Below are 17,856 nucleotides of genomic sequence, written 5' to 3'. Positions count from 1 at the left end.
CCTTGAGTTTTCGTTGCCACAGGCACGTTCACCGCATTTTAGGCGCTTGCGGTTAGGTTTCGCGCCGGTTTCGAAACCGGAGAGGACATTCGCCCGGCATGCTTGGCCGCCATCTGTTCGGATATTTGCCGGTTCAGGCCGCGCAGGCACTCGTCGGTTTCGGCGGCGTGGCCGTACTGACGCGCCTGATGCCGCCGGACATGTACGGCCAGTACGCCCTCGCCATCACGGCGATGCATCTCGTCTCGATGGCGCTTTTCACCTGGCTGGACGCCGCCGTGGCGCGCTTCCACGCCCGGGCCGAAGCGCGCGGGGCATTGGCGGCACACCTCGCGACCGCCTACCGGACCTTCTTCGCCCTCGTCGCCGCCGTTATCGTGATCGGCGGTCTGCTGTTGTGGCTGCTGCCGATCTCTGCCGAGCTGAAAACGACCTTCGGCTTCGCGCTTGCGGCGCTCAGTGTTCAGTCGCTGCTGCAGATCGGTCAGGAGACGCGCCGCGCCGCAGGTCAGGTCGCGGCCTATTCCGCGATCGGCACGTTCAACCTGTTGCTCGGTTTCGGCATCGGCATCGGCCTGTTGATGGCCACGCCGCTCGGCGCGGCCGGACCAATTGCCGGTCTGGCACTCGGCGCGCTGGTCGCCCTCCTCTTCGACCTGCCTGGCCAGCGCCGCCGCGCAAAGGGCGGGAAGACCAATACGCGCCGCCTCGCGCTCTATTTCGCCTACGGCCTGCCGATCTCGATCTCGCTCGTCTTCGAGCATCTCCTGTCGGCAGGCGACCGCTTCCTGATCGCCGGTTTCCTCGGTGAAGCGGCAGTGGGCGTCTATGCGGCCGGTTACAGCCTCGCCGACCGGTCGCTCGACATCATCTTCGTCTGGCTCGGAGCCGCCGCCACACCGCTGACGGTCGCCGCGCTCGAACGTGGCGGGCCCGAGGCTGCCCGGGAGATTGCCGCACGCACCGCGCGGATCATGGCGCTGATCGGCCTTCCCGCCGCCGCGGGCCTTGCCCTTGTCGCCGCGCCGCTTGCAGGCGTGATGGTGGGCGAGGATTTCCGCGAAGGCGCAACACTCATCCTGCCCTGGATCGCCCTAGCCGGACTGATGAAGGGCGTGATGACCTACTACTTCCATGAATCCTTCATTCTCGGCCGACGGACCCGCGCCATGGCCGGGATCATGGGCGTGGCCGCCCTCCTCAATCTCGGCCTGAACCTCGTCTTCCTGCCGATGTTCGGGATCGCAGGCGCCGCGGCCGCCACCGTCATCGCCTATGCCGCCAGCCTCCTTGCCTGCGCACTCATTGGCGGACGGATTTTCGCCCTCCCCCTGCCCTGGATGGACTGGGGCAAGACGGCGCTCGCAACCGCAGGCATGGCCGCAGTCGTACTCGTCCTGCCGCCGATCGAGCACGCCTTCCTCGACCTGATCGTGTCTGTGGCCGCGGGTGTATTGGCCTACGGCGTTCTTGCCGTCCTGCTTGATGCGGGCGGCTGCCGCGGCTGGATTGGTGAAGCGCGCAACTGGCTCAAGACTGCGGAGGCCACGTCGTGAGCGTCCCTGCCCAAAATTTGCACGCGCAACCCTTCCTGTCGGTCCTGATCCCCTTCTACCGTGATGATCCGTCTTTGTTGGTCCGGGCACTCGATGCCCAGGCGCAGGTCACGACGGCGGCCGTCGAGATCATCCTGTGTGATGATGGAAGTGGCGATGCGGCTCTGACTGCGTCGCTGGAGGCGCTGGCGTCCGAACTGGCGACACCGCTGGTTCTGGTCACCAAGGCCGTCAATGCGGGGCGCGCCGCCGCACGCAACACGCTGGCGCAGTCGGCCGGCGGGATTTGGACCCTCTTCCTCGACGCCGACATGACCCTGCCGGACGGCTTTCTCGCACGCTGGATCGGCGAGATCGAAGCAGGCGACTTCGACGCCGCCTTCGGCGGATTCGAGGCCGAACCGCCCGACACGCCCGACGGGCGTCTCCATGCTGCCATCGCCGCCGCGTCCGACACCGGTGGTGCGGAAGATCGTCGTCACAAGGGCGCGACCGCCTTCTGCACCAGCAATCTCCTTGTTCGCGCCGACGTCATGCCCGGCGTGCCCTTCGACGAGGCGTTCAAGGGCTGGGGCTGGGAGGATGTCGACTGGGCCGTTCGCGCGGCTGAGGCAGGGCGTCTGAAGCATGTCGACAACCCGGCCGGCCATCGCGGCTGGCAATCGGTCGAACAATTGCTGGCGCGCTACCGCGACGCCGCGGCGAACTACGCGCTTCTCTTGCGCAAACATCCCGAACTCGCCGCCCTGCCCGGCGCGAAAGCCGCGAGGACCCTGCGCGCCGTGCCCGGACAGGCGGCGCTGCGCGCGGTCTGGCAAGGGCTGGCCCGCAACGAAACCGTGCCGATGCGCCTGCGAACTCTGGCCCTCAAACTCTGGCGCGCCAGCTGGGCAGCGGAGGTGATCGAACAATGAGTGTGCAGCCCTACATCCCGTCCGGTGGCCTGACCGGCAAGCTGGTCCGAATGAACGCCCGGCTGCGCGCGCGCCGGCCGATGACGTTCGCCCTCGATCGGCCGATCATCTCGATCACGTTTGATGATTTCCCCCGCTCCGCCGTCACACATGGCCGCGCGGCTCTGAGCAATCGCGGCTGGCTGGGGACCTGGTACGCGGCATCCGGCTTCACGGCGGGTGACACCCATCACGGCGCGATGATGACGTGCGACGATATCCGCACTCTCGCGGAGGCCGGTCACGAAATCGCCTGCCACACGCATTCCCACACCGATTCCGCCCGCACGCCGGTCGAGGCGCTGCTGGCGGATATCGACCGGAATGCGGACGCCCTGCACCAGGCGGCACCGGCCCTCAAGCTTGAAAACTATGCCTTCCCTTTTGGCGAGGCGTCGCCAGCCTCGAAGACTGCACTCCAGGCGCGCTTCTCGACCTTGCGCGGCGTGCGCCCGGGCGTGAACCGCACCGGCGACGATCTGAACCTCCTGAAGGCCGTCGGGATCGACGGTGGACAGGACGGCTTGGACCGGGTGCTCGACTGGATTGGCGATGCTCAGCGCAAGCCCGGCTGGCTGATCCTTTACGCGCACGACATCCAGGACAGCCCCACCGACTGGGGCTGTACCCCGCGTGAATTCGAGATGGTTCTGGAAGCCGTTGCGCGATCGGCCGCCGACGTGCTGACCGTGCGCGACGCGGTAAAGGCGATCGGCGCCTAGACCCGGTCCTCGCGGACGGCGAGCTTCGACGCGGCGGCGACGAAGATCACCCACATCAGGCTGTTCCGGTGCAGGAGATTGCTCTCGGAGATCGACACCGTCGTGACCACGGCGAAAAAGGTCAGCAGGAAATAGACTTCCCGGCCCCGGAACAGCCGCCCGGCGGCACGCCCGACCGTTCCCAGATAAACGAGAACCAGAATGGCGAGGCCCGGCAATCCGATAGCCAGGGCGACTTCCAGCCAGCCATTGTGCGCCGTCGGAACCGGCCAGTTGGTGGCCTGACGGACCCAGAAGACAGGGCCGTTCTCGACCGTCCAGAATGCGCCGTAGCCATAGCCGGTCCACGGCCGGTCGAAGACCTGTCCGATCAGCACTTCCCATATGTCGGTCCGCCCGGTCAGTGTCGCATCCCGTCCCAGCATTTCGAGAAACTCGACCGGTGCCATGGTCAGGATCAGCGCGCCGAGACTGCCCCCGAGCAGGAGCGCGAAAATCATCAACGCAGCAAAACCGAAGCCCCGGCGAACCAGCGCGATACCGATCGCGCCGCCGATCACCAGCAGCAGGGCGAGCAATCCCGTCTTTGACGTCGACATCAGGACCAGTCCGGCCTGAAGCCCGGCGACGCACCACCAGAACAGTTTTCGCCGCGGCATGACGGCCGCCGCACCGAGGCTGGCCGAAGCGCCATAGGACATGATCGCCCCGAGCGTGTTCTTCTCGCCCCACAGGCCGCGCCAGGCGCCTTCGTGGACCTCTTGCTGGATACCGAATGATGGCACGGCAACAACCGCAAGCAGGCTTCCGACGGCGAGGATGAGATAGGTGATCGCCAGCAGCGTGATCAGCTGCTTCCAGTCCCATCGCGCGGCAATCGCAAATCCGAACAGGACCGACATCACGACGGCGAACCCGCGCCGCGCCGAAAGACCCGGGTCGAGCGACCAGACCATCGATGCCATGCAGAGCAATGCGAGCACGAGCATCAGCGGCGCGCGAGATACCGCCTTCAGTCCGGCGATCGGTCGCGAAATCAGCCAGACCAGGCCGAGCGCATAGACCGGCAGCCACATGATGCGGAGAAAGGCCGGCCCGTCTTCGCCGGGAGGCGTGTCGAACAACTGGCCCAGCAAGGCCTGCGACATCAGGAGAAAGACGAGAACCGTCGCGCCGGCTTCAATGGGTTCGAGAACGCCGAGCCGGGGAGCCTGCCTCAGCCGGCCGATCGTGCCGGCGACGAAACTCATGCCGCCCACTGACCCCGGTCAGGTGCGCGATTGAGGATCAGCCCGGCGACCACGCCGCCGCGTGATTCGATCGCTTCACGGCGCGCATTGATCGCGTCCGGATTGGGGCGGCGCTCGTCACTGACGAGGATCACCCCGTCCATGTCCGCCGCCAAAGCCAGCACGGCGCGATTGTTGCCGGGCGCATCGACGACAGCGAGGTCGATCGACTGGCGCACGGCATTCCAGTAGTCCGGCGCGCCGCGCAGGCTGAGGCGCTGGACCTCGCCCGGCGCCCGCTGAAATTCCGTGACGTAAAGGCGCTGCTCGGCCTGCCGGGCGACCAGCCTGGCGCGTGCGACTTCCGGCTCGACCCGCCAGAACGGATTGCGCCCGAACCCGGCATCGAAGGCCGTGCCCTGTTGCGGGACCAACAGACGGCGTTGCGGATTGTTGGCGAGGTCGAGATCGAACAGCCAGACGCCACGTTTCGAACGCGCCGCAGCAATCCGGGCGAACTCTCTTGCAACGGTCGACGCGCCGGTTTGCCGTCCGGTCCCCATGATCATCATGGCACGGCCGCGCCCGCCCGGGCGCGCGATCGGTTCCAGCCGCTCAACCAGCTCGATCAGTTCCGCGGTGAGATCAATGTAAGGCACGACCGACTCGCTCCTTTTCCAACTTCAAGGCTGCGCCGAACCGGTTAACGCTGTGCGAACGAGCCCCGGTCCGAGACCCGGGCCAGAACGGGGATGCCACTCGATTCATTCGTGCGAACCGGATGGGGAGCCAGCGCGGACGATCCGACGACACTCATGCGACGGCCGCCGCGCGGCGACGGTGAACGCAGATGCCTCGACCAGAACCCCCAGAGAAGGCCCGCCAGAACCGCAACGCCCGCGGCGAACATGAAGGCTGCGATCACGGCGACTTTCTTCAGCGAAGATCCTTCCGTCGGCACAGCGCCATATTCCAGCACGCGCACCGTGTCGGCTGCCCCCAGCGCGGCGGCGCGGCGGGTTTGCCCTTCAACTTGTTGGGTCGCAATCAGGGACAACGCTTCCTCGTTGGCGGACACCTCTTGATCGAGCTCGCGGAACTCCGGATTCAGGGCACGCATCCGGCTGACTTCCGCCTGCGCGGCGCTGATCTGACCGTTCAGTGTCGTGATCCGGCGCTGTTCGGCGGCGGCGGTCGATTGCAGGGTAAGAAGCTGGGTCTCGAGATCTTGACGAACGGGATTCGCACCAACCCGCCGCTGACCGAGCCCTTCGGCACCGCCGGTTGCGATAAAGCTCTCCACTGCGGCGATCTGCCGGTCGATGGCCTGCACGGGCGGCGCTTCCGGCTGGTAGCGCGCCAGCAGGGCTTCGCGTTCGATCCGCAATTGAAGCAACTGATTGCCGGCATCGTTTTCGACATATTCCTCGATCGACTCCGGAATGCCCGCGAGGCGTTCGTTCAATGCTGCGATACCCGCCAGAGCCGCCGCGCGTTCCGCTTCCGCCGTATCGAGAGCCGTACGCAGGGTTTGCACGCGTGTCACGGCCGCATCGACGTCGGCCGTGTAATTCGTAAGGCCGTTGGCGTTGAGGAAGGTATCGAGCGCAGTCTGGGCTTCCGCGAGAGCGGCGACAGCAGCCACCTGACGAGCCGCAGTCTCCGTTCCATCTCCGACCAGCACTTGCCGACGGTATTCCAGATACGCGTTCACCATTGCATTGACCGCCAAGGCCGCAATTTCAGCGTCCTGATGCTCGAACGTCGGCACCAGAACGGCTGCGTTTGGCGCCCGCGAGACCGAGAAACCGTCGCGCAGCATTTTCAGCGCATCCGCTTCGGTGCCGCCATCGGGCAAAAGCGAACCGATACCGACCTCGGCGATCGCGAGCCTGCGTACCGCGTCCGAGTTGAGAATCTCCGTTTCCGATTGCAGCACCTGGTCGAGCACGAATGCCCCGCCCGCCCCCGCTGTTCCCGGCGTCGGGTCGGCGTCGTCGAGAATCAGCAGCAGGCGCGCCTGGGCCTCGTAGCTCGGCTTGATCAGAACCATCGCCGCCCCCGCCCCGATCGCGAAAAGGACCGCGAAGACAAGGATGATCAGCACGCGCTGAGCCCAGGCGAGTTCGATCAGATCGTAGAGGTCCAGCTCACCCCGCCCGTCGCCCCGATGGGAGGCTTGCGGCGCGGCCGTCCTCCCGGCGGGAGAGTCGGCGTGCGACATGAGGCGATAAGGCCGTCCGGCGGCTTAATTTTTCCTTATCCAAACCAGCCGAACGTCACCTTCGAACAAGGAATTCCGGGAGTTTGCGTGATGAAGCGCTCAGGCATCGTCCTCGGCTGTGTTTTTCTGGCCGCGTGCGGCACGTCGCAGCCGGACCGATACCAGCAGGTTTCGAGCTGGAACGCCGTGTCCTATCAGGACTGGCGCGATGATGACCCGGGCTTTCTGTTGGCACCGGGCGATTCCATCGAGGTCACGGTCCACACCGCAACGGAACTGAACCGTACCGCGACGATCGGGCCGGACGGCCGGGTGAATCTGCCCCTCGCCGGGCCTGTCATGGTCGCAGGCCGCACCGATGCCGAAGCGGCCAACGCGGTCGCCGACGCCTATATCGCGATGCTTCGCGATCCGATCGTTGAAGTGAATGTCGACAGCTACGGCCCGCAGAACATCATCATCGGCGGGCAGGTCAATAGCCCCGGCCTTTACGAAATGCCGACACGTATCGGCGCGCTCGAGGCTGTAATGCTGGCTGGCGGATTCCAGGACGACGCCGCGCGCGGCGAAGTCGTGATCCTGCGCCGGGCCCGCAATGGCGGCGTCATGATGCGCGTGGTCAATTTGCGCGACGTATTGCGCGGGGATGGCAGCGGCGATCCGATCCCGCTCCGGCGGCACGACATCATCTTCGTGCCGCGAACGACGATCTCGGAAGTCACGCTGTGGGTCGAACAGTATGTCTACGGCATACTGCCCCTCGACCAAGCCTTCTCCTACGCCATTGCGAACGCGATCAACAACAACTGACCGCGTTCGAACGGCTTAGTGGCGCGTGGCGAGCCATTCCCGGGCCGCGCGCTGAGCGTCGGCGATTTCGAACGAGGACATTTCCTCGGAAATCTCGCGGCGATAGTGCTTCGCCGGCTCCGACCCCATCAAGGCCGCCAGGTTGAACCATTTGTGCGCTTCGATGTAATCGATCGTGCCGCCCTGGCCCGTCGAATACAGAAGGCCGAGCTTGCAGAGATCCTCGCCATTGGCGTTGGTCTCGATGGCGCTGTGAGCCTGCGCCGTTTCCACATCAGTGAAGGCCATTTTGGCACCCCATCCATGTATCCGACCGGGCCTCGCCTTTTTGGCTGATGGTCTCTCGGTCGGGATTTCCACCCAATGCCCGCTTCCGGCGGACGGGTGGAGATTCACCCCGGATGCTTGCCATAAGGTAAAGAAAAATCAGGGTTATCGCGCCTTAATGGTTTAATTCGATTAGGCTTTATTGAATTCCGTTAGACTCTGTTTCGTTCCGTTAAGCCCGGTGAATCGGACATGAAAAAAACCCGCCTTCCGGGCCAGGAAGGCGGGCTTTGCTGATCGATCCGACTGGATCAGGCGTCAGGTCGCGCGCTGACCGAACAGGATTTTCCGGGCCTCCTCGGCCTGCTTGTCGTCTGCGCCGAGATTGGACCGCAACTCCTTGCCGAGCTTCCGGCCCGCCTGCACCCCGGGGCGTTCGAAGACGCGATCGACCCAGGCCTTCAGCTTCGGGAAATCGTCGAGGTTCTGCCCCTGGCCTTCCGGCAGGATCCACGGCCATATCGCCATGTCGGCGATCGAAAAATCGCCCGCGATGAATTCGCGCCCGTCGGACAGGCCGCGCTCCAGAACGCCATAGAGCCGGTTCACCTCATTGGTGTACCGCGTCTTGCCGTATTCGAGTTTCACCGGGTCGGGTTCGATCTTCTGCGCATAGCTGCGGAAGTGGTGCGCCTGACCGGCCATCGGCCCCAGCCCGCCCATCTGCCAGAACAGCCATTGCTCGATTTCGGACTGCTGGCGCGCATTCGCGCCGTAGAACATGCCCGACTTTCGCGCGAGGTACTGAAGGATGGCGCCGGATTCGAAAACGGAGATCGGCGCACCGTCGGGACCTTCGGGATCGATGATCGCCGGCATGCGCCCATTGGGGCTGATCTTCAGGAAAGCCGGATCGAACTGTTCGCCTGTGCCGATATTCACCGGCTTGAGGAGATAGGGCAGCGCCATCTCCTCCAGCGCGATCGACACCTTCCAGCCATTCGGCGTCGGCCAGTAATAGAGTTCGATCGGCTTTTGGTCCGCCATCGGGATGCCCTCGTTGCGTTGCTTCAGCGGCATATCGGTTCCGGCAAGGGCGCAATCAAGCGATGTCGCGCGCAATTTTCTCGCATTTGAACCTTGCAGAATTGTCATGTCCCTTGCGATTCGCGCAGTAAATGGAGAAAATGCTGCTACTGCACAGGAATCAGCGGGCGCTGATCGTCTTGATCGGCGCGCTGTTTTTCTCAGGAGGGAGACCACGCAATGCTCAGAATTCTTCTCGGCGCGACCTCGGCCACCGCTCTGGCCCTCGCCCTGTCCGCCTGCACGCCTGCCGAACAGCAGGAAGCGGAAACCGAAGCGGAAGAAGTGATGGAAGACGCCGGCGACGCGATGGAAAACGCTGCCGACGAAGTCGAGGAAATGGCCGAAGACGCCGGTGACGCCATGGAAGAAGCCGCGGATGACGCGGGCGAAGCCATGGAAGACGCCGCCGATGAGGCCGAAGAAGCCGCCGAAGGCGACCCGCAGTAATCACTGCGCTTCGATGCATTCAGAACGCCGGTGCGGCAATCCGCGCCGGCGTTTTTCTGTGCCCGGCATTGGCGCACAATACTCCAGGGAGTATGACACCCGCCCGACCGGAACAGGGCCGCAACCATGCCGACCAACGCATTCGAACCCGTCTCGATGACGCTTGCCGCCACCGACCCGGACGCCTTTGCGTCTGCCCTGGGTGGCAGTTTCCGGCGCTACGGCTTCGCCGTGGTCAGTGATCATGGGCTCGATCAGTCGGTCATCGATACGGCTCTAGCCCGTGCGAAGGCATTCTTCGCCTTGCCCGACAGCGTCAAGCAGCACTATTTCATCCCCGGCGGGGCTGGCCAGCGCGGCTATACCCCGTTCGGCCGCGAAGCCGCCAAGGGTGCCGAGGCGATCGATCTGAAGGAATTCTGGCATGTCGGCCGGGAATTGCCGGACGGCCACCCCTATCGCGAATTCATGCCGGAAAATCTGAACCCGGCGGAGATCGACGACTGGGATGCCGTCTACCGGCTCTTTCAGTCACTCGACGCGCTCGGCCTGCGTTTGCTGGCGGCCATCGCACGCGATCTGGGTCTGGATGACGACTTCTTCGTGGACCCGGTGCGCGACGGGAACTCCATCCTGCGCCTGCTTCATTATCCGCCGCAGACGACGCCGGCCCCGGAAGGCTCGATCCGGGCCGCGGCACATGAAGACATCAATACGATCACCTTGCTCCTGGGGGCCGAGGAAGCCGGCCTGCAGGTCAAGGACAAGACGGGCCAATGGCTGGATATCAATCCGCCGCAGGGCTGTCTGGTGGTCAATATCGGGGACATGCTGCAGCGGCTGACCAATCACGTCCTGCCCTCGACGAGCCATCGCGTGATCAACCCGGCACAAGAACGGCAGCGCTATGCGCGCTACTCGATGCCCTTCTTCCTGCATTTCCGCCCGGACTATCTGATCAAGACGCTCGAGAACTGCGTCACGCCAGACAATCCGGACCGCTATCCTGAGCCGCTGACGGCGCAGGATTATCTCATGGAAAGACTGCGGGAAATTCGCCTCGCCTAGCCGTTGCCGCCCGATGCGAAGATGAAGATCAGGGCTGCACCGCCGAGCACGACGGCGGCACCAAAGGTCGACAGATAGAGAACATGCTCCTGCCAGCGGCGGCGCTCGCCCTGACGGGCCTCGGTCTTTTCGACATGCTGATCCATTGTGCGCTCCTTTCGCTGACTTCAGCTAGCGCGGCCCGGCAGCGGGTCAAACCCATGCCGTGCCGCACTGCATCAACGAGGGAGGCGGGGTCAGGGTTCCGGTCAGACGCCGAGCTTCTTTTTCAGGATCTCGTTCACCGCCTGCGGATTTGCCTTGCCCTGCATGGCTTTCATCACCTGACCGACGAACCAGCCCATCGCCTTGGGCTTTTCCTTCACCTGCTCGGCCTGGTCCGGATTCTCCGCGATCAGCTGGTCGATGACCGCCTCGATTGCGCCGGTATCGGTGACCTGCTTCAAGCCCCGGTCCTCGACGATTTTCGCCGGCGAGCCGCCCTTGTCCCACAGGATTTCAAACACGTCCTTGGCGATCTTGCCGGAGATAACGTCGCTTTCGATCAGGGCGACGAGCTCGCCCAGTTGCTCCGCGCTGACCGGGCTCTCCGTGATGTCGAGCCCTTCCTTGTTCAGGCGGCCGAACAGCTCGTTATTGACCCAGTTGGAAGTCAGCTTGGCGTCGCGGCCCTTCGCGGCGGTCTCGAAATAGTCCGCACGATCCTTGTCGGAGGCCAGCACGCTGGCGTCGTATTCCGTCAGGCCCAGCACTTCGACGAAGCGCTTGCGCTTCTCCGCCGGCAGTTCAGGCAGATCCGCGCGGATCTCGTCAATCCGCGACTGCGGCACTTCCAGCGGCAACAGGTCGGGATCGGGGAAGTAGCGGTAGTCGTGCGCCTCCTCCTTCGACCGCATCGAGCGGGTAACGCCCTTGCCGGCGTCGAACAGGCGGGTCTCCTGATTGATCGTGCCGCCGTCCTCGATGATGTCGATCTGGCGGCGCGCCTCGTATTCGATGGCCTGCACGATGAAGCGCATCGAGTTGACATTCTTGATCTCGCAGCGCGTGCCGAGATGCTTGAAATCGCCGGTTTCGCGGAATTTCTCGTAAGCGCCCGGCTTGCACACCGAGACGTTCACGTCGGCGCGCAGCTGGCCCTTTTCCATGTCGCCGCCGCACGTGCCGAGATAGCGCACGATCGAGCGCAGCGTCTTCACATAGGCCGCCGCATCGGCGGGCGAACGGATGTCCGGCTTCGACACGATCTCCATCAGCGCCACGCCCGACCGGTTGAGGTCGACATAGGTCGCGTTCGGATCGAGATCGTGGATCGACTTGCCGGCATCCTGTTCCAGGTGCAGCCGCTCGATCCGCACGGTGAAGATCGAGCCGTCATCGCGTTCGCACTCGATCTCGCCTTCGCCAACGATCGGGTACTGGAACTGGCTGATCTGATAGCCCTGCGGCAGGTCCGGATAGAAGTAGTTCTTCCGGTCGAAGCGCGAATAGGTGTTGATCTTCGCATTGAGGCCGAGGCCCGTGCGGATCGCCTGTTCCACGCAATGCGCATTGATCACCGGCAGCATGCCCGGCATCGCCGCATCGACCAGCGAGACCTGCGTGTTCGGCGGCGCGCCATAGGCCGTCGCCGCGCCGGAGAACAGCTTCGATTCCGACATCACCTGCGCATGGACTTCGAGGCCCAGGACGAGTTCCCAATCCCCGGTCGCGCCGGGAAGGCGATAGCTGTGGTCGGTCATTTCGCGTCCTCGGAAGGAATGTCGTTGTTGTGTTCTCCGGCGGCCGTCACCACGCGCCAGAGCGCTTGCGTCATCACGCCGAAGATGACGAGGCCGAAGCCGAGGCAGAGGGCGACGATGCCCCAGGCCGCCGCGTTCTCGATTGCCATCACGCCGGCGAACAGACCCGCCCCGAACAGCGCCGACAGCGCGCCGAGGAGGATGGCCGGCTTGGTGAAGCTGAGAACCGCGGGCTCACGCATCTTGGCCTACCACCACTTGTTCGGCTTGGCGGTGAAGCCGGCGGAGTCTTCCAGCGCCGCGCCGACCGCGAACATGGTCTCCTCGTCGAGCGCCTTGGTGATCACCTGCAGGCCCAGCGGCAGGCCCGACGCATCGAGCCCGGCCGGCACCGACATCGCCGGAATGCCGGCGATGTTCGCGGTCACGGTGAAGACGTCGTTGAGATACATCTGGATCGGATCGGTGAATTGCGCATCGAGCGCGAACGCCGCGCTCGGCGTCGACGGCGTCAGGATCGCGTCGACCTTTTCAAACGCGTTCTCGAAGTCTTCCAGAATGCGGCGGCGCACTTTCAGCGCCTTCAGGTAATAGGCGTCGTAATACCCCGCAGAGAGCACATAGGTGCCCATCAGGATGCGGCGCTGCACTTCCGCGCCGAAGCCCTGACCGCGCGTCTTCTCATAGGTGTCGGTCAGGTCCGCGCCCTCGACGCGCTGGCCGAAGCGCATGCCGTCATAGCGCGCCAGGTTCGACGAGGCCTCGGCCGGGTTGATGATGTAATAGGTCGGCAGGGCATATTTTGTGTGCGGCAGCGTCACGTCGACGATTTCGCAGCCCGCCGCCTTCAGCCAGTCAATCCCCTGCTGCCACAGCGCGTCGATCTCTTCCGGCATGCCGTCGACGCGGTATTCCTTCGCGACGCCGATCTTCAGCCCCTTCACGCTGCGTCCGCAGGCGGCGACGAAGTCCGGTACGTCGAGCGGAAGCGAGGTGGATTCCTTGGGGTCGTGGCCCGCCATCGCCTGCATCAGGATGGCGCTGTCCTTCACCGTCTTGGCGATCGGACCGGGGTGATCGAGCGAGGAGGCGAACGCCACCGCGCCCCAGCGCGAGCAGCGGCCATAGGTGCCTTTCGCGCCGACCGTGCCGGTAAAGGCCGCCGGCTGGCGGATCGAGCCACCGGTGTCGGTGCCGGTCGCGCCGAAGCAGAGATCGGCCGAGACCGCCGCCGCGGACCCGCCCGAAGACCCGCCCGGCGTCAAGCCCTTGTTCGAGCCTTCGGCCCGCCACGGGCTGACCACATGGCCGGTACAGGCCGTCTTGTTCGACGAGCCCATGGCGAATTCGTCCATCGCCGTCTTCGCGAGGAAGACGCCGCCCTCGGCCCACATCTTCTCGGTGACGGTCGATTCGTAGCGCGGCTTGAAGCCTTTCAGGATGTTCGACGAGGCCGTGGTCTCCACGCCTTTCACCGCGAACAGGTCCTTGATCGCCAGCGGCGCGCCTTCCAGAAGGCCGCCCTCACCCTTCGCCAGCTTCGCATCGCTCGCCTTGGCCATGGTCATCGTCAGGTCGCGGTCGAAGGCGCAGAAGGCATTCAGCGCCGGCTGCGACGCCTCGGCGGCCTGAAGTGCCGTCTCGGCCAGTTCGGTCGCGGAAACCTCGCGCGCCTTCAGCTTCGCGGTGACATCGGCAAGGGACAGGGAAAGCAGGTCGGACATCGGTTACACCGTCGCGGCCGGCGAAAGCCGGATTTCGAAGAAATGATTGTGCGGGCTGTCGGGCGCATAGTCGCCATAACAGCCGCAGGGGCGGTATCCCGCCTGTTCGTAGAGGCCGATCGCCGCGGTCTGGCGGTCGCCGGTTTCAAGCCGGACGGTCTCGAAGCCCTTCGACAGCGCCAGATCATGCGCGGCCTTCAGAAGCGCCTTGGCGATCCCGAGCCCGCGCGCCGCCTCGTCAACATACATGCGCTTGATCTCGGCGAAGTCGGCGTATTCGCGCAGCGCGACGCAGCCCAGCGCCTCGTCCGCCGTATTGCGCGCGACCAGGAATGTGATGTTCGGCTGCGCCAGCTGGTCGAGATCGAGGAAATAGTTGAACTGCGGGTCATAGAGCGCGGACAGGTGCGCATCGAGCGCGCCGATCAGGCGCGCCCCGTCCGCCGTGCGCGGATCCTCGGCCTTTATGGAGACCGGTTCCGTCATCACTCGACCGATTTCGGAACGACGAAGAAGCCCTCTTCGGACTTCGGCGCATTGGCCAGCACGTCGTCGCGGATCCCGCCGTCGGTGATCTTGTCCTCGCGCTGCGGCAAAGGGAATTTCACCGGCGTGGTCATCGGCTCAACGCCGTCAGTGTCGACCTCGTCCAGCTGCTCGATCCAGGTCAGGATGCCGTTCAGCTCCTGCGTCAGGGCTTCCAGCCTTTCGGTCGGCTCGGCGATGCGGGCGAGGCGCGCGATGCGGCGGACGTCTTCGGTCGTGACGGACATGAGGCGTATCCCGGAAATTCGTGATCCGGGGTGAGTATCAACCGCGATTGTGCGGCGCAAGATGACTTGACGGCAAAGCCGCATGGGCGCAGGCGGGAAAGATGCCGTTTGCCGACCTCACCGCCCTGCCCGATGGCCCGCTGCTCGCCCTCGATCCCGGATCGAAGACGATCGGTATCGCCGTCTCGACAAGCAGCGGCGTGGTCACCCCGGTCGAGACCATCGCGCGGACGAAATTCACCGCCGACGCCCAGCGCGTCTTTACCCTCTATGACGAATTCGGCTGCGTGGGCCTGGTGATCGGCCTGCCGGTCAACATGGACGGCTCGCTCGGTCCCCGCGCGCAGTCGGCGCGCTCGCTCGGCACCAACCTTCTGCGCATCCGGGACATTCCCATCGCCTATGAGGACGAGCGCCTGTCGACCGAGGAGGCGGAAGACCGCCTGATCGCCGCCGGCATGCGCCGCGAACAGCGCGAACAGGTGATCGACGCGCATGCCGCCGCCGTCATCCTCGAAAGCGCGCTCAGGAACCGGGCGGCGAAGTCATGACCCTTATTCTCGGCGCGCTCCTCCCGATCTTCGCGGTCATCGGCCTCGGCTGGGTCCTGCGGCGCACCAACCTGGTTCAGGAAAGCGCCTGGCCCGGCATTTCCCGCCTGACCTATGTCGGCCTGTCGCCCGCCCTGCTCTTCTCGGTGATTTCCAAGGCGGACTTCTCTGAAATCAGCGTCGGTCCTGCCGTGGCCGCCGCCGCGCTCGGCTTCGTGGTGATGGGCGTGATCGTGCTGGCGCTGAAACCGCTGATCCGCGCCGACGGCCCGTCCTTCACCAGCGTGTTCCAGGGCGCCTGCCGCTGGAACGGCCTCGTCATCCTCGCGCTGGCGGCTTTGGCCTACGGCGTCGAGGGCGAGGTGCTGATCTCGCTGATCATGGTGGTCACCATCCCCATCGTGAACATCCAGGTCGTGACCGTCCTGACCGTCTGGGGCGCCAACGGCCGCAAGCCGGACGTACCGACCGTAATGTGGCGGATCGTGACCAATCCGCTCATCCTCGGCTGTCTCGCCGGCGGTGTCGCCAACCTCCTCGGCTGGTTCCAGACCGGCACCGTTTCCGAAGTCGTCGAGCTGATGGGCCGGGCCGCCCTGCCGCTGATCCTGCTCGCGGTCGGGGCCGGGCTCGATTTCACCGCGCTCAGGGCCAATCGCTGGCTGCTCGCCCTCACTGTGGCGCTGAAGCTGATCCTCGCCCCGGTCGTGTTCGGCCTCATCGCCTGGACATTCGGCGTCCGGGGCGACGCGCTCGCCATCGTCGTGATGGTCGGCGCATCGCCCGGCGCAGCCTCGGCCTATGTCCTCGCCCAGCAGCTCGGTGGCAACCGCCAGCTCACCGCCGGCGACGTCACCGCCACGACGCTATTGAGCTTCTTCACGCTTCCTGCGGCGGTGTGGATTGCGCAGATGGTCGGGTAATTCAGCGGCTCCGGTTTCGTCCGGAGCGATTTCAGCAAAAGTGGCGTCCGGTTTTTCGGTTCGAAATCGCGACCACCAAAAAAAACTACCCGCCCATGAAGTCGCGCTTGCCCAGCGGCACGCCCAGATGGCGCAGGATGGCGTAGGTCATTGCCGCGTGGAATCCGACATTCGGGACGATCATGTTGCAGGCATAGACGCCGCGCGGCAGCGTCATCGTCTGGTCGCGCCCCGCCGGGAAGGTGACCTCGCCGTCCGGATCGGCGGCCATGGCCTCGGCATCAAGGCCGGACACGACCTCCCACGCCTTCGCCAGCCGCGCCTGCAACTCCATGAAGGTGGTTTCGGTATCGGGCAGGCTGACCGAGTCGACACCGGCCAGGCGCGACATGCCGCGCACGCCGAAATCGGATGCCAGCTGCACCTGACGGGTCAGCGTGAACATGTCGGGCGCGAGCCGCCAGTTCAGATACGTCTGCTCGTCGACGCCGCGGTCCTTGGCATGCTGCGCGCCCTTGGCGAGCACGCCGCCCATGGCGCGGTAATATTGCCCGATCTGCGCGAGCGCGACGCTGGATGTGGAATGGGACATTCTGGAACTCCCCGGTTCTGGTTATGTACCAGAGCTAGGGCGTTCGGCGTGTCGGCGCGAGAGGGACGCTCTGAATGACCGCTATTCACTCCGTCAGGCCGGATCAGGCCAGGCGCTCCGCGTCGGCATTGACAAGACGCACCACCCGCGCCCGGCGCCCGTGATCGACGCGAACATCCAAGCGGTCGATCCACTCCTCTGCCTGATCGAGCCGGGCCGGGTTGCGAGCAATGGCAACGATCGAATTGAGGCGAGGCAGCGGTACGAATTGCAGCTGACTGCCGACCGGGCCATCCAGTCCGCCGATGACGGAATTGAGCTCGCCGATCAGCGCGTCGGGCGCCGCATGGCGCAGTTCGAACACCGCGAAGGACATTTCCGACAGCCAGTCGATATCGAACAGAGACGCGGTCGCCAGCATCACGTCGATCTCATCGGGATCACCAGACAAGATCAACATCTGACGCGCTGGATCGATCAGCGTCACACCATTGGCCGGCGCGAAGGGACGCAGAAGGCGGGCCATTTCGGACGCCGGCACATGCCGCAAGGGCAGGATGACATGGCCATAGCCCGGCGAGCGGGGCGCATTCGAGCGGGTCGGCGCACGGGCGAATTCGCTCGTCCGGGCCTCCGGCAGAATGCGGTAGACGCCGTCCGCCCCGTCGATTAGACGCGCCCCGGCGAGGCTGAGCGAGCGGTCGAAAGCGGCGGGCAGATCGGCCAGCGGTACCGGCCGGGCCGAGCGCAGAGTGATCCGGCCCGAAACCGATGGATCGATGGTGAAATCGGCTTGAAGCAGGTCGCCCAAAACAGCGGAGGCCACCTCCTCGATCGAGGCATCGACGAAGCTGAGCGTGACCCCGTCCCGGCCTTCGACCGCGATGTGGGAATGTGGACCTGCAGGATGCCCCTCACCAAGTCTTCCAATGAAGCGGTCCCCGCGCGGGGTCAGTTGTGCCGGCTCGCCGTCGCTACGCGCATCGGCACGGGACGAAGGGTCGTCATAGGCGTAAGCGGTTTGAGGTTCGATGATCTCCGCGCCGATGCCCGACGAGGTCGAGCGCATCAGGCGGACGTGCGTGTCAGGCGCGGTGGAACAGGCCGTCAGAGTCCCGACCGCGGCGATCCCCACGGCCCACGCCCGGCGCCTCTTCCGGTAGTCTGCAAACGTCATGAAATCCGA

21 protein-coding genes are annotated in these 17,856 nt (G+C 65.0%); 8 read left to right on the top strand and 13 right to left on the bottom strand.

The genetic code is table 11. The features are described 5' to 3' along the window. Nucleotides 1-98: 98 nt before the first annotated feature. The 3 genes from L5876_RS03320 to L5876_RS03310 are packed head-to-tail and all read left to right on the top strand — an operon-like array spanning nt 99 to nt 3,231. Nucleotides 99-1,556 carry a lipopolysaccharide biosynthesis protein gene (locus tag L5876_RS03320; RefSeq protein ID WP_236954664.1) on the top strand — a complete coding sequence of 486 codons (1,458 nt, stop codon included), beginning with the start codon at nt 99-101 and terminating at the stop codon, nt 1,554-1,556. Continuing rightward, a complete protein-coding gene (locus L5876_RS03315; RefSeq protein WP_236954663.1) occupies nt 1,553-2,470 on the top strand; it encodes a glycosyltransferase family A protein in 918 nt (305 codons plus the stop codon). The genes L5876_RS03320 and L5876_RS03315 overlap by 4 nt, the downstream gene beginning before the upstream one ends. After that, complete coding sequence (locus L5876_RS03310) at nt 2,467-3,231, top strand: polysaccharide deacetylase family protein (RefSeq protein ID WP_236954662.1); 765 nt, start codon at nt 2,467-2,469, stop codon at nt 3,229-3,231. The genes L5876_RS03315 and L5876_RS03310 overlap by 4 nt, the downstream gene beginning before the upstream one ends. Here L5876_RS03310 and L5876_RS03305 read toward each other — a convergent pair. From L5876_RS03305 to L5876_RS03295, 3 genes are read right to left on the bottom strand one after another with little or no spacing between them, the layout of a single operon-like run. Continuing rightward, a complete protein-coding gene (locus L5876_RS03305; protein WP_236954661.1) occupies nt 3,228-4,481 on the bottom strand; it encodes an O-antigen ligase in 1,254 nt (417 codons plus the stop codon). The genes L5876_RS03310 and L5876_RS03305 overlap by 4 nt on opposite strands. Then, complete coding sequence (locus tag L5876_RS03300) at nt 4,478-5,119, bottom strand: hypothetical protein (protein WP_236954660.1); 642 nt, start codon at nt 5,117-5,119, stop codon at nt 4,478-4,480. The genes L5876_RS03305 and L5876_RS03300 overlap by 4 nt, the downstream gene beginning before the upstream one ends. A gap of 44 nt (nt 5,120-5,163) precedes the next feature. Continuing rightward, a complete protein-coding gene (locus tag L5876_RS03295) occupies nt 5,164-6,684 on the bottom strand; it encodes a Wzz/FepE/Etk N-terminal domain-containing protein (RefSeq protein ID WP_236954659.1) in 1,521 nt (506 codons plus the stop codon). Between the two features lie 90 nt (nt 6,685-6,774). Here L5876_RS03295 and L5876_RS03290 point away from each other — a divergent pair, with 90 nt between their 5' ends. Further along, the gene (locus tag L5876_RS03290) at nt 6,775-7,494 is read left to right on the top strand and encodes a polysaccharide biosynthesis/export family protein (RefSeq protein WP_236954658.1); all 720 of its coding nucleotides are present in this window, start codon (nt 6,775-6,777) and stop codon (nt 7,492-7,494) included. A 15-nt stretch (nt 7,495-7,509) separates the two neighbouring features. On the opposite strand, the gene L5876_RS03285 is transcribed toward L5876_RS03290, so the two are convergent. Beyond that, nucleotides 7,510-7,782 (bottom strand): hypothetical protein, encoded by a 273-nt coding sequence (locus L5876_RS03285; protein WP_236954657.1) that lies wholly within the window; start codon nt 7,780-7,782, stop codon nt 7,510-7,512. 297 nt (nt 7,783-8,079) lie between these two features. Then, complete coding sequence (locus tag L5876_RS03280) at nt 8,080-8,841, bottom strand: glutathione S-transferase family protein (RefSeq protein WP_236954656.1); 762 nt, start codon at nt 8,839-8,841, stop codon at nt 8,080-8,082. Between the two features lie 186 nt (nt 8,842-9,027). Between L5876_RS03280 and L5876_RS03275 the strand changes: the two genes are divergently transcribed. Together L5876_RS03275 and L5876_RS03270 are read left to right on the top strand one after the other, a co-directional pair. After that, nucleotides 9,028-9,297 carry a hypothetical protein gene (locus tag L5876_RS03275; protein WP_236954655.1) on the top strand — a complete coding sequence of 90 codons (270 nt, stop codon included), beginning with the start codon at nt 9,028-9,030 and terminating at the stop codon, nt 9,295-9,297. Between the two features lie 126 nt (nt 9,298-9,423). Beyond that, on the top strand, nt 9,424-10,365 hold the full coding sequence (locus tag L5876_RS03270; RefSeq protein WP_236954654.1) for an isopenicillin N synthase family oxygenase: 942 nt from the start codon (nt 9,424-9,426) through the stop codon (nt 10,363-10,365). Here L5876_RS03270 and L5876_RS03265 read toward each other — a convergent pair. From L5876_RS03265 to gatC, 6 genes are all read right to left on the bottom strand, one after another. Further along, nucleotides 10,362-10,511, bottom strand: coding sequence for a hypothetical protein (locus L5876_RS03265; protein ID WP_236954653.1), 150 nt, complete (start codon nt 10,509-10,511; stop codon nt 10,362-10,364). The two genes, L5876_RS03270 and L5876_RS03265, sit on opposite strands and share 4 nt — an antisense overlap. Nucleotides 10,512-10,613: 102 nt before the next feature. Beyond that, nucleotides 10,614-12,107 (bottom strand): Asp-tRNA(Asn)/Glu-tRNA(Gln) amidotransferase subunit GatB, encoded by a 1,494-nt coding sequence (gatB, locus tag L5876_RS03260; RefSeq protein ID WP_236954652.1) that lies wholly within the window; start codon nt 12,105-12,107, stop codon nt 10,614-10,616. After that, nucleotides 12,104-12,349 (bottom strand): hypothetical protein, encoded by a 246-nt coding sequence (locus L5876_RS03255; RefSeq protein ID WP_236954651.1) that lies wholly within the window; start codon nt 12,347-12,349, stop codon nt 12,104-12,106. The genes gatB and L5876_RS03255 overlap by 4 nt, the downstream gene beginning before the upstream one ends. 6 nt (nt 12,350-12,355) lie before the next feature. Further along, nucleotides 12,356-13,813, bottom strand: a complete 1,458-nt coding sequence (gene gatA / locus L5876_RS03250) for an Asp-tRNA(Asn)/Glu-tRNA(Gln) amidotransferase subunit GatA (RefSeq protein WP_369281007.1) — start codon at nt 13,811-13,813, stop codon at nt 12,356-12,358. A 21-nt stretch (nt 13,814-13,834) separates the two neighbouring features. Beyond that, nucleotides 13,835-14,317: a GNAT family N-acetyltransferase gene (locus L5876_RS03245; RefSeq protein ID WP_236954649.1), complete on the bottom strand. Its 483-nt coding sequence runs from the start codon at nt 14,315-14,317 to the stop codon at nt 13,835-13,837. Beyond that, nucleotides 14,317-14,604, bottom strand: coding sequence for an Asp-tRNA(Asn)/Glu-tRNA(Gln) amidotransferase subunit GatC (gene gatC, locus L5876_RS03240; protein WP_236954648.1), 288 nt, complete (start codon nt 14,602-14,604; stop codon nt 14,317-14,319). Before gatC ends, L5876_RS03245 begins: the two co-directional genes overlap by 1 nt. A 101-nt stretch (nt 14,605-14,705) precedes the next feature. Between gatC and ruvX the strand changes: the two genes are divergently transcribed. Further along, nucleotides 14,706-15,155 (top strand): Holliday junction resolvase RuvX, encoded by a 450-nt coding sequence (ruvX, locus tag L5876_RS03235; RefSeq protein WP_236954647.1) that lies wholly within the window; start codon nt 14,706-14,708, stop codon nt 15,153-15,155. Beyond that, nucleotides 15,152-16,078 carry an AEC family transporter gene (locus tag L5876_RS03230; RefSeq protein ID WP_236954646.1) on the top strand — a complete coding sequence of 309 codons (927 nt, stop codon included), beginning with the start codon at nt 15,152-15,154 and terminating at the stop codon, nt 16,076-16,078. Before ruvX ends, L5876_RS03230 begins: the two co-directional genes overlap by 4 nt. An 85-nt stretch (nt 16,079-16,163) precedes the next feature. Here the strand turns inward: L5876_RS03230 and L5876_RS03225 are convergent, their stop codons facing one another. Together L5876_RS03225 and L5876_RS03220 are read right to left on the bottom strand one after the other, a co-directional pair. After that, entirely contained in the window at nt 16,164-16,670 is a 507-nt protein-coding gene (locus tag L5876_RS03225; protein ID WP_236954645.1) for a DUF1993 family protein, read from the bottom strand. Between the two features lie 103 nt (nt 16,671-16,773). Further along, nucleotides 16,774-17,847 (bottom strand): secretin N-terminal domain-containing protein, encoded by a 1,074-nt coding sequence (locus tag L5876_RS03220; RefSeq protein ID WP_236954644.1) that lies wholly within the window; start codon nt 17,845-17,847, stop codon nt 16,774-16,776. Nucleotides 17,848-17,856 lie beyond the last annotated feature (9 nt).

Source organism: Hyphobacterium sp. SN044, assembly GCF_021864465.1.
Taxonomy (GTDB): domain Bacteria; phylum Pseudomonadota; class Alphaproteobacteria; order Caulobacterales; family Maricaulaceae; genus Hyphobacterium.
Note: the sequence above shows the minus strand (reverse complement) of the source record. Positions and strands in the feature narration are given on the sequence as shown.

What these genes read in the sequence shown, in the direction of transcription:
- L5876_RS03220 (WP_236954644.1), bottom strand. Translation starts at nt 17,847, where the DNA reads ATGACGTTTGCAGACTACCGGAAGAGGCGCCGGGCGTGGGCCGTGGGG.
- L5876_RS03290 (WP_236954658.1), top strand. Translation starts at nt 6,775, where the DNA reads ATGAAGCGCTCAGGCATCGTCCTCGGCTGTGTTTTTCTGGCCGCGTGC.
- L5876_RS03285 (WP_236954657.1), bottom strand. Translation starts at nt 7,782, where the DNA reads ATGGCCTTCACTGATGTGGAAACGGCGCAGGCTCACAGCGCCATCGAG.
- L5876_RS03295 (WP_236954659.1), bottom strand. Translation starts at nt 6,684, where the DNA reads ATGTCGCACGCCGACTCTCCCGCCGGGAGGACGGCCGCGCCGCAAGCC.
- L5876_RS03255 (WP_236954651.1), bottom strand. Translation starts at nt 12,349, where the DNA reads ATGCGTGAGCCCGCGGTTCTCAGCTTCACCAAGCCGGCCATCCTCCTC.
- L5876_RS03310 (WP_236954662.1), top strand. Translation starts at nt 2,467, where the DNA reads ATGAGTGTGCAGCCCTACATCCCGTCCGGTGGCCTGACCGGCAAGCTG.
- ruvX (WP_236954647.1), top strand. Translation starts at nt 14,706, where the DNA reads ATGCCGTTTGCCGACCTCACCGCCCTGCCCGATGGCCCGCTGCTCGCC.
- L5876_RS03245 (WP_236954649.1), bottom strand. Translation starts at nt 14,317, where the DNA reads ATGACGGAACCGGTCTCCATAAAGGCCGAGGATCCGCGCACGGCGGAC.
- L5876_RS03320 (WP_236954664.1), top strand. Translation starts at nt 99, where the DNA reads ATGCTTGGCCGCCATCTGTTCGGATATTTGCCGGTTCAGGCCGCGCAG.
- L5876_RS03305 (WP_236954661.1), bottom strand. Translation starts at nt 4,481, where the DNA reads ATGAGTTTCGTCGCCGGCACGATCGGCCGGCTGAGGCAGGCTCCCCGG.
- L5876_RS03275 (WP_236954655.1), top strand. Translation starts at nt 9,028, where the DNA reads ATGCTCAGAATTCTTCTCGGCGCGACCTCGGCCACCGCTCTGGCCCTC.
- L5876_RS03265 (WP_236954653.1), bottom strand. Translation starts at nt 10,511, where the DNA reads ATGGATCAGCATGTCGAAAAGACCGAGGCCCGTCAGGGCGAGCGCCGC.
- L5876_RS03225 (WP_236954645.1), bottom strand. Translation starts at nt 16,670, where the DNA reads ATGTCCCATTCCACATCCAGCGTCGCGCTCGCGCAGATCGGGCAATAT.
- L5876_RS03280 (WP_236954656.1), bottom strand. Translation starts at nt 8,841, where the DNA reads ATGCCGCTGAAGCAACGCAACGAGGGCATCCCGATGGCGGACCAAAAG.
- L5876_RS03230 (WP_236954646.1), top strand. Translation starts at nt 15,152, where the DNA reads ATGACCCTTATTCTCGGCGCGCTCCTCCCGATCTTCGCGGTCATCGGC.
- gatC (WP_236954648.1), bottom strand. Translation starts at nt 14,604, where the DNA reads ATGTCCGTCACGACCGAAGACGTCCGCCGCATCGCGCGCCTCGCCCGC.
- gatB (WP_236954652.1), bottom strand. Translation starts at nt 12,107, where the DNA reads ATGACCGACCACAGCTATCGCCTTCCCGGCGCGACCGGGGATTGGGAA.
- L5876_RS03270 (WP_236954654.1), top strand. Translation starts at nt 9,424, where the DNA reads ATGCCGACCAACGCATTCGAACCCGTCTCGATGACGCTTGCCGCCACC.